The 17,496-nt window shown below is 42.3% G+C and carries 15 protein-coding genes; 8 read left to right on the top strand and 7 right to left on the bottom strand.

Translation table 11 applies throughout. The annotated features are described in order from the left end of the window. Window positions 1–68 precede the first annotated feature (68 nt). The 5 genes from RI557_RS00075 (at window position 69) to RI557_RS00095 (ending at window position 6,942) form a co-directional block, all read left to right on the top strand. The gene (locus RI557_RS00075) at window positions 69–842 is read left to right on the top strand and encodes a 3'-5' exonuclease (protein WP_310681286.1); all 774 of its coding nucleotides are present in this window, start codon (window positions 69–71) and stop codon (window positions 840–842) included. A 7-nt stretch (window positions 843–849) separates the two neighbouring features. Next, window positions 850–1,458, top strand: a complete 609-nt coding sequence (locus tag RI557_RS00080) for a fumarylacetoacetate hydrolase family protein (protein ID WP_310681288.1) — start codon at window positions 850–852, stop codon at window positions 1,456–1,458. Between the two features lie 943 nt (window positions 1,459–2,401). Further along, complete coding sequence (locus RI557_RS00085) at window positions 2,402–4,774, top strand: TonB-dependent receptor (protein WP_310681290.1); 2,373 nt, start codon at window positions 2,402–2,404, stop codon at window positions 4,772–4,774. A 3-nt stretch (window positions 4,775–4,777) separates the two neighbouring features. Then, window positions 4,778–5,644 (top strand): DUF4249 domain-containing protein, encoded by an 867-nt coding sequence (locus RI557_RS00090; RefSeq protein ID WP_310681292.1) that lies wholly within the window; start codon window positions 4,778–4,780, stop codon window positions 5,642–5,644. Between the two features lie 587 nt (window positions 5,645–6,231). Then, window positions 6,232–6,942: a hypothetical protein gene (locus RI557_RS00095; protein ID WP_310681294.1), complete on the top strand. Its 711-nt coding sequence runs from the start codon at window positions 6,232–6,234 to the stop codon at window positions 6,940–6,942. Window positions 6,943–7,126: 184 nt separating this feature from the next. On the opposite strand, the gene RI557_RS00100 is transcribed toward RI557_RS00095, so the two are convergent. Beyond that, a complete protein-coding gene (locus RI557_RS00100) occupies window positions 7,127–9,379 on the bottom strand; it encodes an MMPL family transporter (RefSeq protein ID WP_310667866.1) in 2,253 nt (750 codons plus the stop codon). A 425-nt stretch (window positions 9,380–9,804) separates the two neighbouring features. Between RI557_RS00100 and RI557_RS00105 the strand changes: the two genes are divergently transcribed. The 3 genes from RI557_RS00105 (at window position 9,805) to feoB (ending at window position 13,151) form a co-directional block, all read left to right on the top strand. Next, window positions 9,805–10,506, top strand: coding sequence for an acetolactate decarboxylase (locus RI557_RS00105; RefSeq protein ID WP_310667867.1), 702 nt, complete (start codon window positions 9,805–9,807; stop codon window positions 10,504–10,506). Next, window positions 10,496–10,966 (top strand): DUF1569 domain-containing protein, encoded by a 471-nt coding sequence (locus RI557_RS00110; protein WP_310681296.1) that lies wholly within the window; start codon window positions 10,496–10,498, stop codon window positions 10,964–10,966. Before RI557_RS00105 ends, RI557_RS00110 begins: the two co-directional genes overlap by 11 nt. Before the next feature lie 70 nt (window positions 10,967–11,036). Next, on the top strand, window positions 11,037–13,151 hold the full coding sequence (gene feoB, locus RI557_RS00115; protein WP_310681298.1) for a ferrous iron transport protein B: 2,115 nt from the start codon (window positions 11,037–11,039) through the stop codon (window positions 13,149–13,151). Here feoB and RI557_RS00120 read toward each other — a convergent pair. From RI557_RS00120 to RI557_RS00145, 6 genes are all read right to left on the bottom strand, one after another. Then, window positions 13,136–13,375: a ferrous iron transport protein A gene (locus RI557_RS00120; protein WP_310667870.1), complete on the bottom strand. Its 240-nt coding sequence runs from the start codon at window positions 13,373–13,375 to the stop codon at window positions 13,136–13,138. The genes feoB and RI557_RS00120 overlap by 16 nt on opposite strands. A 102-nt stretch (window positions 13,376–13,477) precedes the next feature. Further along, window positions 13,478–14,182: a sulfite exporter TauE/SafE family protein gene (locus RI557_RS00125; RefSeq protein WP_310667871.1), complete on the bottom strand. Its 705-nt coding sequence runs from the start codon at window positions 14,180–14,182 to the stop codon at window positions 13,478–13,480. Next, complete coding sequence (locus RI557_RS00130; protein WP_310667872.1) at window positions 14,179–14,622, bottom strand: FixH family protein; 444 nt, start codon at window positions 14,620–14,622, stop codon at window positions 14,179–14,181. The genes RI557_RS00125 and RI557_RS00130 overlap by 4 nt, the downstream gene beginning before the upstream one ends. A gap of 6 nt (window positions 14,623–14,628) precedes the next feature. Next, the gene (gene ccoG, locus RI557_RS00135; protein WP_310667873.1) at window positions 14,629–16,038 is read right to left on the bottom strand and encodes a cytochrome c oxidase accessory protein CcoG; all 1,410 of its coding nucleotides are present in this window, start codon (window positions 16,036–16,038) and stop codon (window positions 14,629–14,631) included. Between the two features lie 9 nt (window positions 16,039–16,047). Beyond that, window positions 16,048–17,247, bottom strand: coding sequence for a cbb3-type cytochrome c oxidase N-terminal domain-containing protein (locus RI557_RS00140; protein WP_310681300.1), 1,200 nt, complete (start codon window positions 17,245–17,247; stop codon window positions 16,048–16,050). A gap of 19 nt (window positions 17,248–17,266) precedes the next feature. Then, a complete protein-coding gene (locus RI557_RS00145; protein ID WP_310667875.1) occupies window positions 17,267–17,446 on the bottom strand; it encodes a CcoQ/FixQ family Cbb3-type cytochrome c oxidase assembly chaperone in 180 nt (59 codons plus the stop codon). Between the last annotated feature and the right edge of the window lie 50 nt (window positions 17,447–17,496).

Raw genomic sequence — 17,496 nt, forward strand, 5'->3', positions numbered from 1 at the left:
TATCACATCAAAAGCCGGTATTGCAAAGTCAATCACCGGCTTTTCTTTTAAGAATTAAACACATTTATATGAATTTGTCCTTAGATCGTCCGCTCGCCTTTTTTGATTTGGAAACAACAGGTGTCAATGTCGGCTCTGACCGAATAGTAGAAATCGCAATACTCAAATTGTGGCCAAACGGTAAAAAAGAAGAAAAGCGACACCTCGTAAACCCTCAAATGCCCATTCCTGAAGAAACGAGCAATATTCACGGAATTTGGGATAAAGACGTGGAAAACGAACCCACTTTTGAGGACCTGGCTCCTGCCCTGTTCCTGTTTTTCAAGGATTGCGACCTGGGCGGATTCAACTCCAACAAATTTGATGTTCCGCTCCTTGTGGAGGAGTTTTACCGGGCCGGTTTGGATTTTGATTTGACTGACCGCAGGTTGATCGATGTACAAAACATCTTTCACAAAATGGAACAGCGTACGCTGGCTGCAGCTTACAAATTCTATTGCGACAAATCACTCGATGATGCCCACAGTGCCGATGCTGATACGATGGCAACCTACGAAGTGTTTTTGGCTCAGCTCGATCGCTACGACACGCTCAAAAACGATATGGAATTCCTGCACGAATTCTCAAAACGCGGCAACTTTGCCGATCTCATGGGTCGACTCGCCTACAACAAGAAAAAGGAAATTGTTTTCAATTTTGGGAAGCACCGCAACAAGCTCGTAAAAGATGTGTTTCGGTCAGAACCATCTTACTACAACTGGATGATGAAAGGCGATTTTCCACAGAGCACGAAAACCATTTTGAAGAAAATTAAACTCGAACTCGACAAAGAAAACAAATAGGGTAGCGATGAAAATCATTTGTATAGGTCGCAACTACCGCGATCACGCCAAAGAACTCAACAACCCGGTACCCAAAGAACCGGTCGTTTTTTGCAAACCCGATTCTGCTATCCTGCAATCGGGAAAGCCGTTTTTTATTCCGGAATTCACCAGTGACGTTCACCACGAAGTTGAACTCGTTGTACGCATCAACAAAGTGGGCAAACACATCGATAAAGAATTTGCTCACAAGTATTACGATGAAATCGGGATCGGGATAGACTTCACAGCCAGAGATATCCAAAAAGAATGCAAGGAAAAAGGATTACCGTGGGAAAAGGCCAAAGGATTTGACGGCTCTGCCCCACTCGGTAAATTCGTGAAAAAGGAAACTCTGGATCTGAACGACATTCACTTCCGACTCGAAAAAAACGGGGAAACTGTACAGCAAGGCACTTCAAAAGACATGATGTTCTCGATAGATAGCATCATCAGCCACGTTTCTAAATATTTCACACTCAAGATTGGCGACCTCATCTACACGGGCACACCAAAAGGCGTTGGAAAAGTAGAAATTGGCGACACACTAGAAGCATACCTGGGCGATGAAAAAATGCTGACTACGAGGGTGAAGTGAGGTTGAGATAAGTTGGGAGGTTTAAGGTCAAGGCCAAGGCCGTGAGAAGTTCTAATTATTTTGGGTTTATTGTGAAGATAAGTAGTTAATAAGTTTAACGTTTAAAGTGAGGGATAACGCAGCGATCGCAACGAGGATTTGATGTTAGCTCTGCTGGAAACGCAGTGGTCGCAGCGAGTTCGCTGACGCTCACTTTTTTGAACCATGAAGAAGATAAGATTCATTAAGTGTTGGTTTTACTTCTGCTGATATCACGAAGGTCGCGAAGTAGGCACAATGGTCACGAAGATTGAAGAATTACTTTGTGTAGACCTAACAGGTTTCCAAAACCTGTCAGGTCTTAGAGGATGAAGTTGAGTGCCGTAGGCACGAATCAACCTAACTCTGGGTTTTAGCCCAGAGCAAAGTGCATGAAAGTCACTAACGAGTGCTGTAAGCACGGCCCACAGAAAAGTAAATAAACATCAGGCTTTTTAGATGTGAACCGTACCTACGGTACTCAATAGTTGTTTTTTACACTTATGCTCAGGGTTAGCACCCGGAGATAAATGTGTATCGTGCCTAACGGCACTTATCTAATAATCAGTAATCTTAAATCACGCTAAAGAACTTTTCTAAAGTTCCAAACTTTAGAAAAGTTGAAGGAACCTTTAAGAGGTTCAGGGTCATTAAGTTTTGATGTTACTTCTGCTGGTATCACAAAGCTCGCAAAGCAGACACAAAGCTCTCGAAGTCTATAAAAAAACTTAGTGCCCTGGTGCCTTTGTGGCAATTCACCAACTCATAATCCATCACTCAACACTCATCACTCCTCATCCATAATTCATAACCCCTACCACACATCACCCCAATAAACCGATCATCGATTTTTGTTGCTCATAACGTGGTTTTTGAGAACTTTGCGCCCAAACAATTGTTCACCTTGCACCGGAAAAATTAAACCATGCAAAAATCGATTAACCTGGCGCTTCTGTTTTTGATGATGCCATTCTTCGCCTTTGCGCAGGAAAAATTCACCCTCTCAGGATACGTTAAAGAAGCCTCCAGCGGTAGTGAACTACTCGGGGCCACAGTCTATGTGACCCAGCTCAAAAACGGTGCCACTACTAACATGTACGGCTTCTACTCCCTCACACTGCCAAAAGGGAAATACAACATCGAGTATTCCTACCTCGGCTATCAAAAGAAAACCATTGAAATTGAACTCACTGAAGATACCAAGCGCGATGTAGAATTGGAAAGTAACAGTCAGCAGTTGCAGGAAGTAGTTGTTGAGGCAGAGCGACAAGATCAAAATGTGAAAGATGTACAGATGAGCGTTGAAAAGCTCACCATGGATAAAATCCAAAAGATTCCGCAGTTACTCGGTGAAGCTGATGTTATTAAAAGTATTCAGCTCAGGCCCGGAGTCTCTACCGTAGGCGAAGGTGCAACCGGATTTAACGTGCGAGGCGGTAATATCGATCAGAACCTCATCCTACTCGATGAAGCACCCATTTTCAACTCCTCTCACCTATTCGGGTTTTTCTCCACCTTTAATCCCGATGCGATTAAAGACGCAACACTTTACAAAGGTGGAATTCCGGCCCGTTACGGTGGCCGACTCTCAAGTGTTCTCGATGTGCGCCAGCGTGAAGGGAACATGCGCGAGTTCAAAGGAAAAGGCGGAATTGGGGCACTGTTTTCAAGACTTACATTAGAAGGCCCCATCGCGAAAGACAAAGTCAGCTTCCTCGTATCAGGAAGGCGTTCCTATGCCGACCTCTTCCTCAAACTGGATGATGAATTGGCCGATAACACAGCTTACTTCTACGACCTCAACGCCAAAGTCAACTGGAAAGTCAACGAAAACAACCGTATATTTTTATCGGGGTATTTTGGTAGAGACATCTTCAGTTTTGGTGATTTCTTCAGAGCCGGATGGGGAAACTCATCGTTTACTGCTCGTTGGAACCACCTCTTTTCTGAAAAGCTCTTTTCCAATTTCACAGCCTTCTACAGTAACTATTCTTACTCACTTGGAGCAGACCAGGGCGGACAGAGTTTCGACTGGCAATCGAACATTCAAAACACCAATTTCAAAGCAGATTTCACTTACTACCTCAACCCTAAAAACACGGTTAAGTTTGGTGTAAACGGGATGTACTACATCTTTGAACCGGGACAGGCCGAGGCTAGTGGCGAGTCCTTTACCAGTGAAATTGTGGTTCCGACCGAATATGCTCTTGAACCTGCAATCTATGCCAGCAACGAACAAAAGGTTGGCGAAATCGTGACACTCAAATACGGATTGCGTTACTCGCACTTTTTCAACCTCGGTAAGAGGGACGTAAACGTTTATCGCTACGGCAGACCAACAAATGACGCGGATATAATCGGATCTGAAAGTTACGATCAAAACGAAGTCATTGCCGATTACGGTGGATTTGAGCCGCGATTTGGAGCAAACATCCTCGTATCACCTGTGAGTTCGGTAAAAGCGAGCTACATGCGCACGAGACAATACTTGCATTTGGTTTCAAACACCACGGCAGCTACTCCGCTGGATGTGTGGAAACCGGCAGGAGAATACGTAAAACCTGCCAAAGCCGATCAGGTTGTAGTAGGTTATTTCAGGAATTTCAAAAACAACACATACGAAGTGAGTACTGAAGTTTACGGAAAATGGATGTACGACCTGCTCGATTACAAAAACGGGGCTGAGCTGATTCTGAATGAAACAGTTGAAAATGAGTTTTTATCCGGTAGAGGAAGATCATTCGGATTGGAATTTATGGTGGAAAAGAAAAAAGGGGACTTTACTGGGTGGGTCAGCTATACACTGTCACGCACTCAACAAAAAGTTGAAGGCTACCAGGTTGGCGATTACACTGAGGCCAAAAACGGCATCAATAACGGAGAATGGTACTCATCAAACTGGGACAAAACGCATGATGTAACAGTAGTTGCCAATTACGATATCTCCAAAAAATGGAGTGTTGCTGCCAACTTTACTTTCCAAACAGGCAGACCCATTACCTACCCGATGGGCAAATACTACTATGACGGCAAGCTCATTCCCAATTTCAAAAACAGAAATAATGAACGACTACCGGCTTACCACAGGTTAGATTTATCGGCTACTCTAAACCCAGAGTCAATATCTGATAAATTCAGTTACAGCTTAACCTTTGGAGTTTACAATACTTATGGCAGGAAAAACCCCTATTCCATTTACTTCCAGCAAAGCGAAAACAATCCATTACAAAGCGAGGCAGTGCGCTTAGCAATTATCGGTATTCCGGTGCCTGCGGTAACCTTTAACTTTGAATTTTAAGCCATGATGAAAAAACTGAGTATCATATTCGCGGTTCTGACAATTGGCTTTACAGCCTGTACAGATGTTGTGGATCTCGACATCGATGAAAAAGAAGATGCACTCGTGGTTGATGGTCGCGTTCTCACATCAGACAGCGTTCAAACAGTTCGCCTGAGTCGCACAACTGATTATTTCAATCCGCAATTCCCTGACTACGAAGCAGAGAAAAATGCTACAATCAGGTTTTACGAGAACGAAGCTTACATTGGGAATTTTGTTTTTGTTGACTCTACAAATCGCTTTCAAATTCTTCATCAGGCAGTAGTTGGAAACAGCTACCACATTGAAATTGAAACAGAAAGTGGTGAAAGTTTTCGGTCAGAACCGGAAACTATTCGTCAGGTGAGCGAAGTTGATTCCATCTACTACAAAAAAGAAAAATTGACTGATTTCTTCGACTCCACATACAGCGTTTACATCAATGCCCAGGAATTGCCCGGTAAGGGAGACAATTACCAATGGAAAACGTACTTAAACGGTAATTATCAAAACCAGCCTGATGACCTCACATTTTTTAATGACGACTTTGTTGATGATGAATACATAGAAGAGGCATTGATGTATGTCCTTGATCAGGAAGAATTTGATCAGAGAGCGAACGCTAATAACGAAATAGAAGTTTACATTGAGCAATTAGGCATAACAAATTCGTATTACGACTTCCTTTTTCAACTGAGTCAGCAGAGCGCAAGTGGCGGTCCCTTTGCAGCTCCACCGGCACAAATTGTGGGAAACATCATCAAAGAAAACAGCGATGAGGAAAGAGCTTTGGGTTACTTTTACGCTGCCGATGTGGATGTATCTGATACGATTGTAATCAGGAGGTAGCGAGTTATTCTGATCACAAAAGTTTTTTCATTTCAGGTAGGTAGAAACCGAAAATACAAGTGATACTTTATTGAAAATCTGTTCATTAAAAAACTTTTCTAAAGTTTTGAACTTTAGAAAAGTTAACGGAACCATGAAGCAATGAAGTACCATTAAGATGCAGGTCGAGTTTTAAGCCCCGCGAATAACATATTTCCAATTTCGTTCTTGAGCTAGTGAATCTTAGACTTTGGACCCAGCCAAAGCTTAGTTGAACTCAGACCTACTGACGCTTGCGTTCAGCACTATAAGCTCGTGACGAAAGGAACGGGGTCCTTATCAACTTAAACATCCAATAATTCCACAACATTATTTGAATGGATCTAGACCTCGGCCTTGACCTTGACCAGGGCCTGGACCTATCCGCTCAAGCGATCCTTAATTAAACAACAATCCTAAATTTTAATTCGTAGGCCTCGTCTCATCAGTCAGCGATATAATTGAGTTTGTCCTTTTGCCTTGATGCAAAAATCTAAGGATGATTTAAAATGCCCTTTCACAAAACCGAAATTTCTCGTAGTTTTCGGATGTGTTAAATCCTATTAATTATGAGAAATCTATTCACGCTTATCTTCATCACATTTTCCTGTGCTGCATTCGCTCAACCCCAAAACTTCACTGCCGATAGCATTGATTCTAAATATGGAATTGAATACTACAAACGCTACAACAGCTTTCTGGGAGGCGAAGAACAACGCATGTGTAGCGGCTCGCCCTGTAACGAACAAATTGAAGATCACTACAAAAACGGAGAGCTCCTCCACAAAGGATATTACACTGAAGGTCAGCTTGTGACTTTCAAAAACTACTATCCTGACGGAACAGTAGAGCGCGACTTCAAACGTGTTAGTCCGGTCAAGTGCAAGATCGCCAAGTATTATCCCAATGGCAACCCAAAATCTGAAGTAACTTATTTTAAAGGAAACCCAATCGAGTGGACAGATTACTACCCGAGCGGACAGGTAGAGTTCAATGAAGAATATGACCGCAACTACCAGTATTACGAAATCCAGGAATCTTTTTATAAAGACGGTCAGCACCAGTTTGTACTGGAACTGGAGAAAAAGCGCAAAATGCTTTACTCCAAAAAGGAATACTACAAAGACGGTACACTAAAAGCTGAAGGTGAAATGAAATTCAATACCGCTACAGGTGTTTACATGAAAATCAACTGGTGGATCTATTACAACGAGCAAGGTGATGCAACGGTAAAAAAAGAGTATGTGAATAACGGAGTTGTTACTGAGAAAGAGATGTAGGAATCTGAATTGCTTATCAGTAGCTGCCACAAAGGCACCAGGTCACAAAGTCTATTCTTAGTGCTCTTTGTGACTTTGTGGCTAATGAATAGTATTTAAGATTTCGATCTGCAATTGGCATTCCTCTAGCCATATCTCGACTACGCTCGATATCCGGGCTTTAAAATTTATACTTACTTCAAACCTATTTCTTTTTCTTCCATTTGTAAACAATCATCAACAAAACAGGGAGCAGAAAAAGATCAGCGATGACTGCAAAAAGGAGCGTGATACTCACGAGTAACCCAACATAGTAAGTACTCGCAAAAGTACTCAGGATCAAACTAATGAATCCGCTAATAAGAATAAGTGATGTTACTGTTATCGCCTTTCCGGTAGTGATAGATGCAGACTTGAGCGCGTACAGAATCGATTTTCCGTTCCGCAATTCCAGGTTTACTTTACTCATGTAGTGAATAGTATCATCCACAGCAATTCCAAAAGCAATTGTAAAAATGATGCTTGTCGTTACCTTGAGGTCGATATCGGCAAATCCCATGATTCCGGCTATGATGAGCAACGGCATAACATTCGGAATTAATGTCGCAATGATGACGGGAACGGATCTGAACAAAACACCCATAATAAGCGCGATTACCCCAAAAGCGATCAGCAATCCGTAAAGCATATTTGACGCCAACGTTTTGTTGCTCTTGTCAACCAACAACCCCATTCCTGTTAGCCTGAAATCCACTACAGACGTATCGATCTTTGCAGGTAACTCTTCGCGCATTTCAGCATTTTTTTGGAGAAGAACGTGACCACCCAAATCGCGTATTTTCCCGCTGAACCTGGCTTCTTTCAAGTCCTCAGTCACAAAATAGTTGAACTGCTCGCGGTCTTTAAACTTATCGATCAGCTGCTTCACCCGTGTGTATTCTTTTTCGGTCGGAACCTTATAAGCATCCGGATTACCACCATTCAAAGCCTGGTTGGCCATTTTCACATAAGTGAGTGGTGAAAACGAAAAACCGATATCATACTGATCTTTCAGGTAATTCTCAACCTTTTGAAATTCCTGAACAGCTTCGTAATCGAAAACTGTTTTAGATGAATCAGTAACAAAAAGCGCCATCTCAAACGGACGCACACCGCTGTAATGTTTTTCAAAAAATTCAAAATCCTGCCTGTGCGGATCATCCTCAGCCAAATCTTCGAGCAGATAATTATCAACGCGCATTTGCGAAATACCCACTCCGGCAAGCACTAACACAACAGCAGATAAACCCACAATCAGTTTTTGATGGCTCAACATCCAACCAAAAGCCATGTGCATGTACTTTCTCCAAAAATTCGACTTGAGCGTTGATGGGAGAGTCGGCTTTTTGCGTAAAATCAAGATTGACGGCAACAGCGTAAAGGCGAGTATAAAAGCAATAAACACCCCGATTGCCGTGTAAACACCAAAGTCTCTTATCGGCTGGATGTTAGCAGTAAGTAAAGTCAAAAAACCAACAGCCGTAGTCAGTGAAGTGAGGAAGGTCGCCAGCCCAACTTGCTTAAATGCCACTTTGAGCGCTTCGATTTTAGTTTTACCCAGCCTCAACTCTTCCAGGTATCGCGTGATGATATGAACCACATCACTCACTCCTACTACAAACAATATCGTTGGCAGCAATACCGCCATGATATCGAGCGGTTTATCGGTCAGAACCATAAGCGCTACCACCCAAATAACGGAAAGGAGTACGACTGATAGCGGTACCCACACGCCCCAAAAGGATCTGAACGAAATGATTAAAAAGATGATGAGTAAAACAATCCCGGCCGAGATGAACAAAGCTGTTTCCTCTTTCATCTTTTGGATATAATATTTTTGGCCGTGTATGCGCCCTGCGATGTGAACATCTTCAAAATCGTACTGTGCAACTGCATTATCAATGTCGGTAACGAGCGAGTCACTTTGATCTTTTGAGAGGTACGGCTCGGCCTGTAACGAGATACTCACCGATTTTGCATCCTCGCTAAAAAACGACCCGATGAGGTGTTCGCTGCGATAAATTCTCGTGGAGTCTGAGGAATATTTTACCGGTTCATCAGGGTGTAAATACGGTACGTTGATCGGACCAAAAGGCCCCATCACAACCTGACTAATACTCGTGGGAGATTGTACGCGCTCAACCAGGTTGGTCTTTTTTAAATCATCGGTCAATGAATCTACTTTAGATAAAAAGTCTGTGTTGAAAATACCATCTTGCTTTTCCAGCGCGATGAGTACAAACTCGTTATCGGGGTAAAACTTTTCGCGGTAATCTTTATAGAAGGCGAGATCGGGATCATCGATTGGGAAAAAACTCTCAAAGTCGTAATCGAAAGTCACCCTTGGCAACAGAAAGGCTGCAACGATTGACAACGTGGCAATTATGATGAGGGCTGCGCGAGCAGTATTTTTATACATGCAATTTTCCTGGTTGAGTTACTGGCAAAGTAACCATATTAATAAGAACTTGTTTTTGAAATCGGTCAGTTTTTGAAGTAGAAGTAAACATGATTAGTGATAGAATATGTTGTTGAATGACAATAGTACATTAAGAAAATGCTAAACTTAATCATAGATATTAAACGATAGGTTTTCTTCGTTCTACTGAATAACGTTTTTTTTGAATTTGCGAACCTTCATCAGCCTCAAATAACAAAATTCCTTGTGAAAAACGGTGGTGATCCCACAATCAAAGATGTGTGGGGAAACACGGCCATCGATCAGGGAAAAATGCAGGGTTCGAAATGGATTGATACGTTAAAAACCGATTAAATTTGCTTTTTTCGTATTACATTTGGACAAACTCCCGTTCTTTTGAGCGGGAGTTTTTTTAATTTGCAGAGATGAGATTTTTAACCATTATTTTTCTATTCTCAATTTCAATTGTCGGCTTCAGTCAGGAAGTTCACACATCAGGTGCTCTGAAAAATGCCATGAAAAAAGGCGATCTATCAGCACACCTCAGTTTAGACTCTCTCAAAACCAAAAAGAATCTCTATGCTTTGGGTCCGCTAGAAGGTCTAAAAGGTGAAATCATCATTCTCAATAGCGAACCGCTCATCGGGTTTGAAAAAGATCAAAAACCAGTTGTCGAGAGCTCATTCAACCACAAAGCGAGCATGCTCGTTTGGGCTCAGGTTGAAGAATGGAAAGAAATCAAAATTCCCGCTTCGGTCAGATCCAAAAAGGAATTGGAAAACTTCATCCAAAAGACAGTTCAAGAAAACGGCATCTCCTCTTCTACTGCCTTTCCGTTTTTGGTTGAAGGGGAATTCAGCTCGGTAGACTGGCACGTTGTCAACTGGGACAAAAACGACACAGAGCACAGCCACCACAAACACAAGACTTCTGGTCCGCACGGAACAAAAACCGATTTAAACGGAATTATCTTAGGTTTCTACAGCGATCATCACAAAGGAGTTTTCACACACCACACGACAAACATACACATGCATATAACGGATAACAGCCACTCGTTTGCAGCTCATGCAGATGATGTAACACCATCCGATGTTGTTTTAAAAATACCAAGCTATGGCGATTGATATTCATAATGAAAGAAAAAAAGCAATCGATCAACTGCGATCATTGAATGAAACTGTAAAGCCGGTATTCGGCATTATGACACCTCATCACATGGTTGAGCATCTTGGCGAAACTGTTATCATGTCGAATGGTAAAGTGGAGCTTCCATTGATGGTTGATGAAAATAAAGCCCTCGCTTCAAAGGAGAAGATTATTGACGGTGAGGCGCCAATCCCGAAAGGTGTCGTTACGCCCGGCTCTGACCAAAAACTAAAAGATTTGCGTTTTAAGTCTCTCGATGAAGCGATTGATAAGTTGGAAAAAGGATTGGAAGCATTTGACGATTACTTCATCAACAACCCCAACTCAAAACCGATGCATCCCATGATGGGCAACCTCGATCACTCAGAATGGATCGTGTTTCACAACAAGCACTTCAAACATCACTTTGAACAATTTGAGCTATTAAAAGCCGAATAAGTCTTATTTAGAATAACTAAAAATAGGTATTGTAGGAGTAAGTGGGAAAAACCACCTTTGCAACCGCAAAATGAGTGAGGGGAAGAAAAAAATAGCGCTTGTCGGTAATCCAAACTCCGGAAAAACATCACTTTTCAATGCCTTAACGGGAATGAATCAAAAAGTGGGGAATTTCCCCGGAGTTACGGTTGACAAGAAAGTTGGAGGGTTCAAAGACAGCTCGGGCAAAGGATACCGCGTAATTGACCTGCCGGGAATTTACAGCTTATCCCCAAAGTCACTCGATGAAGATGTTGCCTGTAAAGTTCTGTTTCAACCTGAAGCACAGGAACATCCCGATGGTGTGATCATCGTGATTGATGCATCAAACCTCAAGCGAAACTTATTTCTCGCGACACAGGTAATCGACCTGGGAATTCCGGCTATCGTAGCACTCAACATGAGTGACATTGCAGAAAAAAGTGGTGTTTCGATCGACAACAAAGCGCTAGAAGAAAAAATTGGTGTGCCTGTTATGGCAATAAACGCCAAATCGAAAGAAGGTGTTAGCGAACTAAAAGATAGAATTGATGAGTTGCAGCCGGGCAAAGTGACTTTCTTTAGTCCGTCTGATAAAATGAAGAAACTGGGCAATGATTTGCTCAAGGATATACTCAATGTCGATCACGATTACCGCGCTTTTAAGCTCTCGGTAAGTATCAATCGCTACAGTTGGCTGGAAGACAAGCAAAATGCTTTGAACAGGGCTTTTTCAGATCTCGATATCAACCCCAAGAAAGAGGAAATCCTCGAAATATCAGAACGTTACCGGAAGATAGGAAAAATACTTCCTTTCGTGATGGCTGAAGTAGCTCCCGGTGACGGACCAAAAGCTATAACAGCCAAACTCGATAAATACCTGACACATCCTGTTTACGGATTTATCATTTTCGTAGCGGTCTTTTTCCTATTATTCCAGGCAGTTTTCAGCTTTGCCGCCTACCCAATGGACATGATTGATTACGCATTTGGTTGGTTATCAGGAGCTGTTATGGATGCATTGCCGTCCAATATGCTCACTGATTTTCTAGCTAACGGGATTGTGGCCGGGATTGGCGGTATCGTCATTTTTGTGCCTCAAATTATGATTCTGTTCGGACTCGTGACATTACTGGAAGACACCGGTTACATGGCTCGCGTTAGCTTCATGAACGACCGCTTTTTACGTAGTGTTGGAATGAACGGGCGATCAGTAGTTCCGCTGGTGAGTGGATTTGCCTGTGCTATTCCGGCTATTATGGCTGCCCGCAACATCGACAACTGGAAAGAGCGCATGATCACGATTATGGTTACTCCGCTAATGAGTTGTTCAGCACGCTTACCGGTTTATGTGTTTTTAGTGGGCTTTATCGTACCTGAGGAGTACTACTTTGGCTTTATCAGTTTACAGGGATTGTTCATGCTGGGTCTCTACCTGCTGGGATTACTCCTGGGAATTGGTGTAGCATGGGTTTTCAATCTCGTGTTGCAGAATAAAGTTCAGAGCTCATTTATTCTCGAATTGCCTACATATCGTGCTCCGCGATGGGGAAATGTGTGGACGAGCATGATCAACAAAGGCTACACTTTTGTTACTGAAGCCGGAAAAGTGATTCTCATTATCTCGATTTTATTGTGGGGTCTTTCCTCTTTCGGACCCGGAGACGCTATGCAAAAGGTCGATGAGAAATACGATAAAATGGCTCAAACGGAACAGCATACTCCTCAGCACATTGAAACGATGCGCAACACTGAGAAACTCGAAAACTCCTATGCAGGAATCATGGGAAGAGCAATTGAGCCGGCCATTCAACCATTGGGCTTTGACTGGCGAATTGGTATTGCAGTTGTCACTTCATTTGCAGCACGTGAAGTTTTCGTGGGAACTATGTCAATTCTCTACAGTGTAGAAGGCGAAGCGGATAATATCCAGGCTCTGAAAGAAAAAATGAAAAACAGCATCAACCCCAGAACGGGCGAAGCATACATGAGTATTCCAACAGCTTCATCACTGTTGATTTTCTATGTGATTGCGATGCAGTGCATGAGCACACTGGCGATTACGAAACGGGAAACCAATAGTTGGAAATGGCCAATTTTACAGTTTTCATACTTAACTGTAATGGCTTACGTAGCGAGCTTGATCACTTATCAGGCGTTGGTATAACCTGCCGGAATTTTCACCTCAACCTTAGCGGCATCAGCTTTACGAAGACTGAATTTGTAACCAACTACAGAAATAGCAATTGGATCACCCATTGGCGCAACATTCTCAATTACAACCAATTCACCGGGCAAGCATCCCATTTCCATGAGCTGTTCTGTTACAGCGCTATCTTCAATTTCTGTGATAATCGCTTCCTGACCTTGTTTTAAATCTGAAAGTTTCATTGCATTCAAATATACGTAGGTGAGATCAATTTGGCTTTATTTAGACTGAATTTACCTAAAAAATACCTAAAAGTTGGTAGTCATGGTCAGAGCCGAAACCGGTCAGTCACATTGGGTAATAGCCGGGTTAACAAACTCAATTTCAGGACTCACATAAGGAATACCCAGGTTTAAGCCACGCAAAATGAGCAAAACACCCATCACTCCAATCAGAACCGGAATAGCTTTTCGAAATTTGGTTCTGACCGAAACTGAAAACAAACTGCCGGCCATGGTTGCCGATAGCATTAGCGGCAGTGTTCCCACTCCAAAAAACAACATGTAAATTGCACCTTGAGACCAACCACCGGTTGAAATTGCACCGGCAAGTGCGAGGTAAACCATTCCGCAGGGTAAAAGTCCGTTGAGTACGCCAATGGAATAAACAGACTCAGCAGAGTGTGTTTTAAAGAGTTTCTTGAAACGTCCCATGAGTCGACCAACGACTTTGTAAGCTGTCTTTTCCAGCGGGATTTTAGCATTTGTGATGCGCGGTATAATGACCGCCAATAAGAAAACGATTCCTAACCCTATGGACACTCCACGTTGAACACCTGCCGTGAAAAAGGTTTTTCCGAGCAACCCAAATAGCAAACCGAGGACCATGTAAGTTGAAATTCTGCCTGCGTTGTAAATAGCAGCTCCGGTGGCTACCTGTAGTTTTGATTGTCGTTTCACAGGTATCGCCATTGCGATTGGTCCGCACATTCCCATGCAATGAAGGCTACTGATTAGCCCGAGCGATATGGCGGTCCAATACGGAATCATGGCACAAATACGGTTTCTTCAACGTAAAAACTTGTTTGATTTTCAGTCCAGTCTGCCTGTATGATGTATTTCCCTTTTTGCAATTTCTCAAACGGAATGAATAGGCGTTGAGCTGTATCGAGTTTCATATCAAAAGTGAGGTCCAATGACTTACTCGAAGGTCTAAATAATTTCACCGATCCTGAATCGGGAGTACTTTCTATCCCCATAAATTCGAGAACGAGGTGTTCGCTATCAAACGTTGTTGCGATACGTTTATCAGCTCTCAGTGCATTTTCTCGCTTGTCAATTTCATCCTGGAATGTCAATTCTTTGGCGTAGTAGTCCTCAGCAACGAGATCGTACTCTCTGTTAAAGCTCATGAAAAGGACATAAGAAAAGCCTACCATGATCATTATCAAAACGATCGTAATTCCATGCCCCCATGTGAACTTTTTCATAACTGCTTATTTAACTGGACCAATAAATGATGTTGTGTTGACATCGAGCCTGCGGCCTCCCCCATATACGCCAACCTCAACTTTTGTTTTCATACCATCGAGCTGGCTTTCATCCAGTATGATAAAAAACGCTCCCTCGATGTATTCTCCCTTTTTGACAACCAGATCTTTACCTACCATTTTGATTTCCCCGTGATCTGATTCTATTTGAAAATTGATGGGTAATTCTTCGTTCGTTTTGTTGATCACTTTATACTGGTATAGGTTGCTCAGTCTGCCATCTTCGGTTTCCTGATAAATGGTACCCGGTGCGCGGAGGATCGTAGCTTCGGCATCGGTTCTGAAAGCGAAAAGCATTAATAAAACACCCACTAAAACACCGAGGACGCCTGTATAAGCGAACATTCTGCTAGTAAACGTAAATTCTTTTTTCTCGCGAATGTTTTCTTCAGACGCATATCGGATGAGTCCGCGGTCAAAGCCAACTTTATCCATTATCGCATCACAAGCGTCAATACACGCTGTACAGTTGATACATTCCAGCTGAGTACCGTTTCTAATGTCAATACCGGTTGGACAAACATCCACACAGGCGTGGCAATCGATACAATCACCTTTCCCCTGTTCTTCACGATCTTCTCTTCTTTTAAATCTGCCTCGTTTTTCACCACGAACAAAGTCGTAAGCCACAACAATTGATTTGCTGTCGAGGAGTACACCCTGCAATCTACCGTAAGGGCAAACAACTGTACAAACCTGCTCTCTGAATTTGGCGAAAACACCGTAAAAAACACCGGTAAAGATGACCATTGATGTGAGACCACCAACGTGTTCTTTAGGGCTATCACTTACCAAACTAAACCAGTCATGATCGCCAATTATATAAATCAAAAAGAGGTTGGAAATGATGAATGACAATCCGAAAAAGATCGCATGCTTGAGCGTTTTCTTCCTGATCTTTTCACCGTTCCACTTCATTTGATCGAGCTTGCGCTGTTTGCGGAAGTCGCCTTCAATCCAGTATTCAATCTTGCGGAAAACCATTTCCATGAAGATTGTTTGCGGGCACACCCAGCCACAAAAAAGCCGGCCGTAAATAACGGTGAAAAGGATGATAAACACGATCATGGTTATCATCCCGATCACGAATAGATAAAAATCCTGTGGCCAAAATATTTGTCCAAAGAAGACAAACTTTCGGTCAATGACATTTAGCATCAGGAGCGGTTCCCCACCTATTTTAATGAACGGTGCAGAAAAAAAGAATGCGAGCAATACATAGCTGACATAACTTCTCCATTTGTAAAATCTCCCTTTTGGTTTCTTGGGGTAAATCCAGTTTCTTTTTCCTTCTTCATCTACCGTGGCGATGCTGTCTCTAAACGCATCTCTATTCACTTCTTCAGCTAATCCCATAATCCTATTCTATAGCGCAGCTACATCATCCTTTTGGTCAGATCCAGACTCATCCTCAGTGTCTTCGTCACCTTTTTCAGTGTCGGTTTCAGTTTCACTGTCAGAGCCGGAATCATCAACCTCCGGTTCCCAAATCTCACCCTGAGGTTCCTTTTGGTTTGGAGGATTTGTTCCTTCAAACGTTTTCACGTAGCTGGCAACTTTTTGCATTTGAGGAGGTGTCAATTGATCTTCCCAGGCAATCATTCCTTTTGAAGTGACACCATACTTAATTGTTTTAAAAACATCTTTGATGCTTCCACCGTGCAGCCAGTACTTATCTGTGAGGTTTGGTCCTACACCGCCCTGACCCTGATTACCGTGACAGGCAACACAGTTTGCATCGTAAATAGATTTTCCTTCAGCGAGTGCAGATTTATCTTCAAGCATTGTTACATTAGACTCATCTACCTGGTTTTCAAGGCTGGCCAGGTAAGCTTCTTTCTGTTTTTCAGCTTTAGCCATTTCAGCTTTGAACTCGCGTTCTTGCATATTTCCATCGAGATACACATGGTAGTAACCGATATAAACCACTGCCGCTACAATTGTAATGTAAAATCCGGCAAGCCACCATGGTGGCAGATTATTGTCAAGCTCTACAATTCCATCGTAATTGTGGTCGGTCATAACTTCTTCTTCCTCTTCAACCGGAACGCTATCAGTGAGTTTTTGCATGAGTTTACTCCATGCACTCTCTTTCTCGGCAATTGCTTCAACACCCTCTTTTGCTGTAGTGAGGGTTCTGATCAAAGATCTCAACATAGCGAGGAGAATGAGAATACAGAGCAATAGAAAACCGTTGAGCGTTAACAAGAGATTTTCCAAACCGCTGTCGAGGTAAAAAGGGCTCTGATCATTATCCTGTGTAAATGCAGAAAATGATGAAAAGATAAAACCTATAGTTACAACACCTGTTGCTTTTTTACCTGTCAATGCAGATGTCCAAAGCTTTTTGCTTCCTGTCAAATTTCGAATGATGTTTCCTATTGTGAAAAGTAAGATAATTTGAAAAGCGATCATCCCGATAAGGATGTACAACTTCCATGTATCAGACAACCCTGCAGATTCAACTTTTTGCTCTGCTTCCTGGGCAATTGTTGCAAGGGGTAATAAAAAGCTACCTGCAAAAAGGGCTTTTTTCAATACCGTATTTATTTGTAGACCTTTCATTTTAAATGTTTTTCAGGAGTTATTGATTAGGTTCATCGTTGATCGGGATATTCGCACATTCCTCTGCTGTGCTTTTACGCATTGTAATCACATAAATTATGAATCCCACAAATACTGAGAAAAAGATCAAAAACGAGATCAATGGAAATATCTCAATATCTGTAATTGATGACATGTGTTGTTTGATGAATTTTAGCATAATTTTTTTGTTTTGGAAGAGGAGAGTGTATCAATACCGAAAAATGCTGG

Source organism: Salibacter sp., from assembly GCF_031581065.1.
GTDB lineage: Bacteria > Bacteroidota > Bacteroidia > Flavobacteriales_G > Salibacteraceae > Salibacter.

Coding starts and splice junctions, on each gene's coding strand:
- RI557_RS00085 (WP_310681290.1), top strand. CDS start 2,402: ATGCAAAAATCGATTAACCTGGCGCTTCTGTTTTTGATGATGCCATTC.
- RI557_RS00075 (WP_310681286.1), top strand. CDS start 69: ATGAATTTGTCCTTAGATCGTCCGCTCGCCTTTTTTGATTTGGAAACA.
- RI557_RS00100 (WP_310667866.1), bottom strand. CDS start 9,379: ATGTATAAAAATACTGCTCGCGCAGCCCTCATCATAATTGCCACGTTG.
- feoB (WP_310681298.1), top strand. CDS start 11,037: ATGAGTGAGGGGAAGAAAAAAATAGCGCTTGTCGGTAATCCAAACTCC.
- RI557_RS00130 (WP_310667872.1), bottom strand. CDS start 14,622: ATGAAAAAGTTCACATGGGGGCATGGAATTACGATCGTTTTGATAATG.
- ccoG (WP_310667873.1), bottom strand. CDS start 16,038: ATGGGATTAGCTGAAGAAGTGAATAGAGATGCGTTTAGAGACAGCATC.
- RI557_RS00105 (WP_310667867.1), top strand. CDS start 9,805: ATGAGATTTTTAACCATTATTTTTCTATTCTCAATTTCAATTGTCGGC.
- RI557_RS00145 (WP_310667875.1), bottom strand. CDS start 17,446: ATGCTAAAATTCATCAAACAACACATGTCATCAATTACAGATATTGAG.
- RI557_RS00090 (WP_310681292.1), top strand. CDS start 4,778: ATGATGAAAAAACTGAGTATCATATTCGCGGTTCTGACAATTGGCTTT.
- RI557_RS00080 (WP_310681288.1), top strand. CDS start 850: ATGAAAATCATTTGTATAGGTCGCAACTACCGCGATCACGCCAAAGAA.
- RI557_RS00120 (WP_310667870.1), bottom strand. CDS start 13,375: ATGAAACTTTCAGATTTAAAACAAGGTCAGGAAGCGATTATCACAGAA.
- RI557_RS00095 (WP_310681294.1), top strand. CDS start 6,232: ATGAGAAATCTATTCACGCTTATCTTCATCACATTTTCCTGTGCTGCA.
- RI557_RS00110 (WP_310681296.1), top strand. CDS start 10,496: ATGGCGATTGATATTCATAATGAAAGAAAAAAAGCAATCGATCAACTG.
- RI557_RS00140 (WP_310681300.1), bottom strand. CDS start 17,247: ATGAAAGGTCTACAAATAAATACGGTATTGAAAAAAGCCCTTTTTGCA.
- RI557_RS00125 (WP_310667871.1), bottom strand. CDS start 14,182: ATGATTCCGTATTGGACCGCCATATCGCTCGGGCTAATCAGTAGCCTT.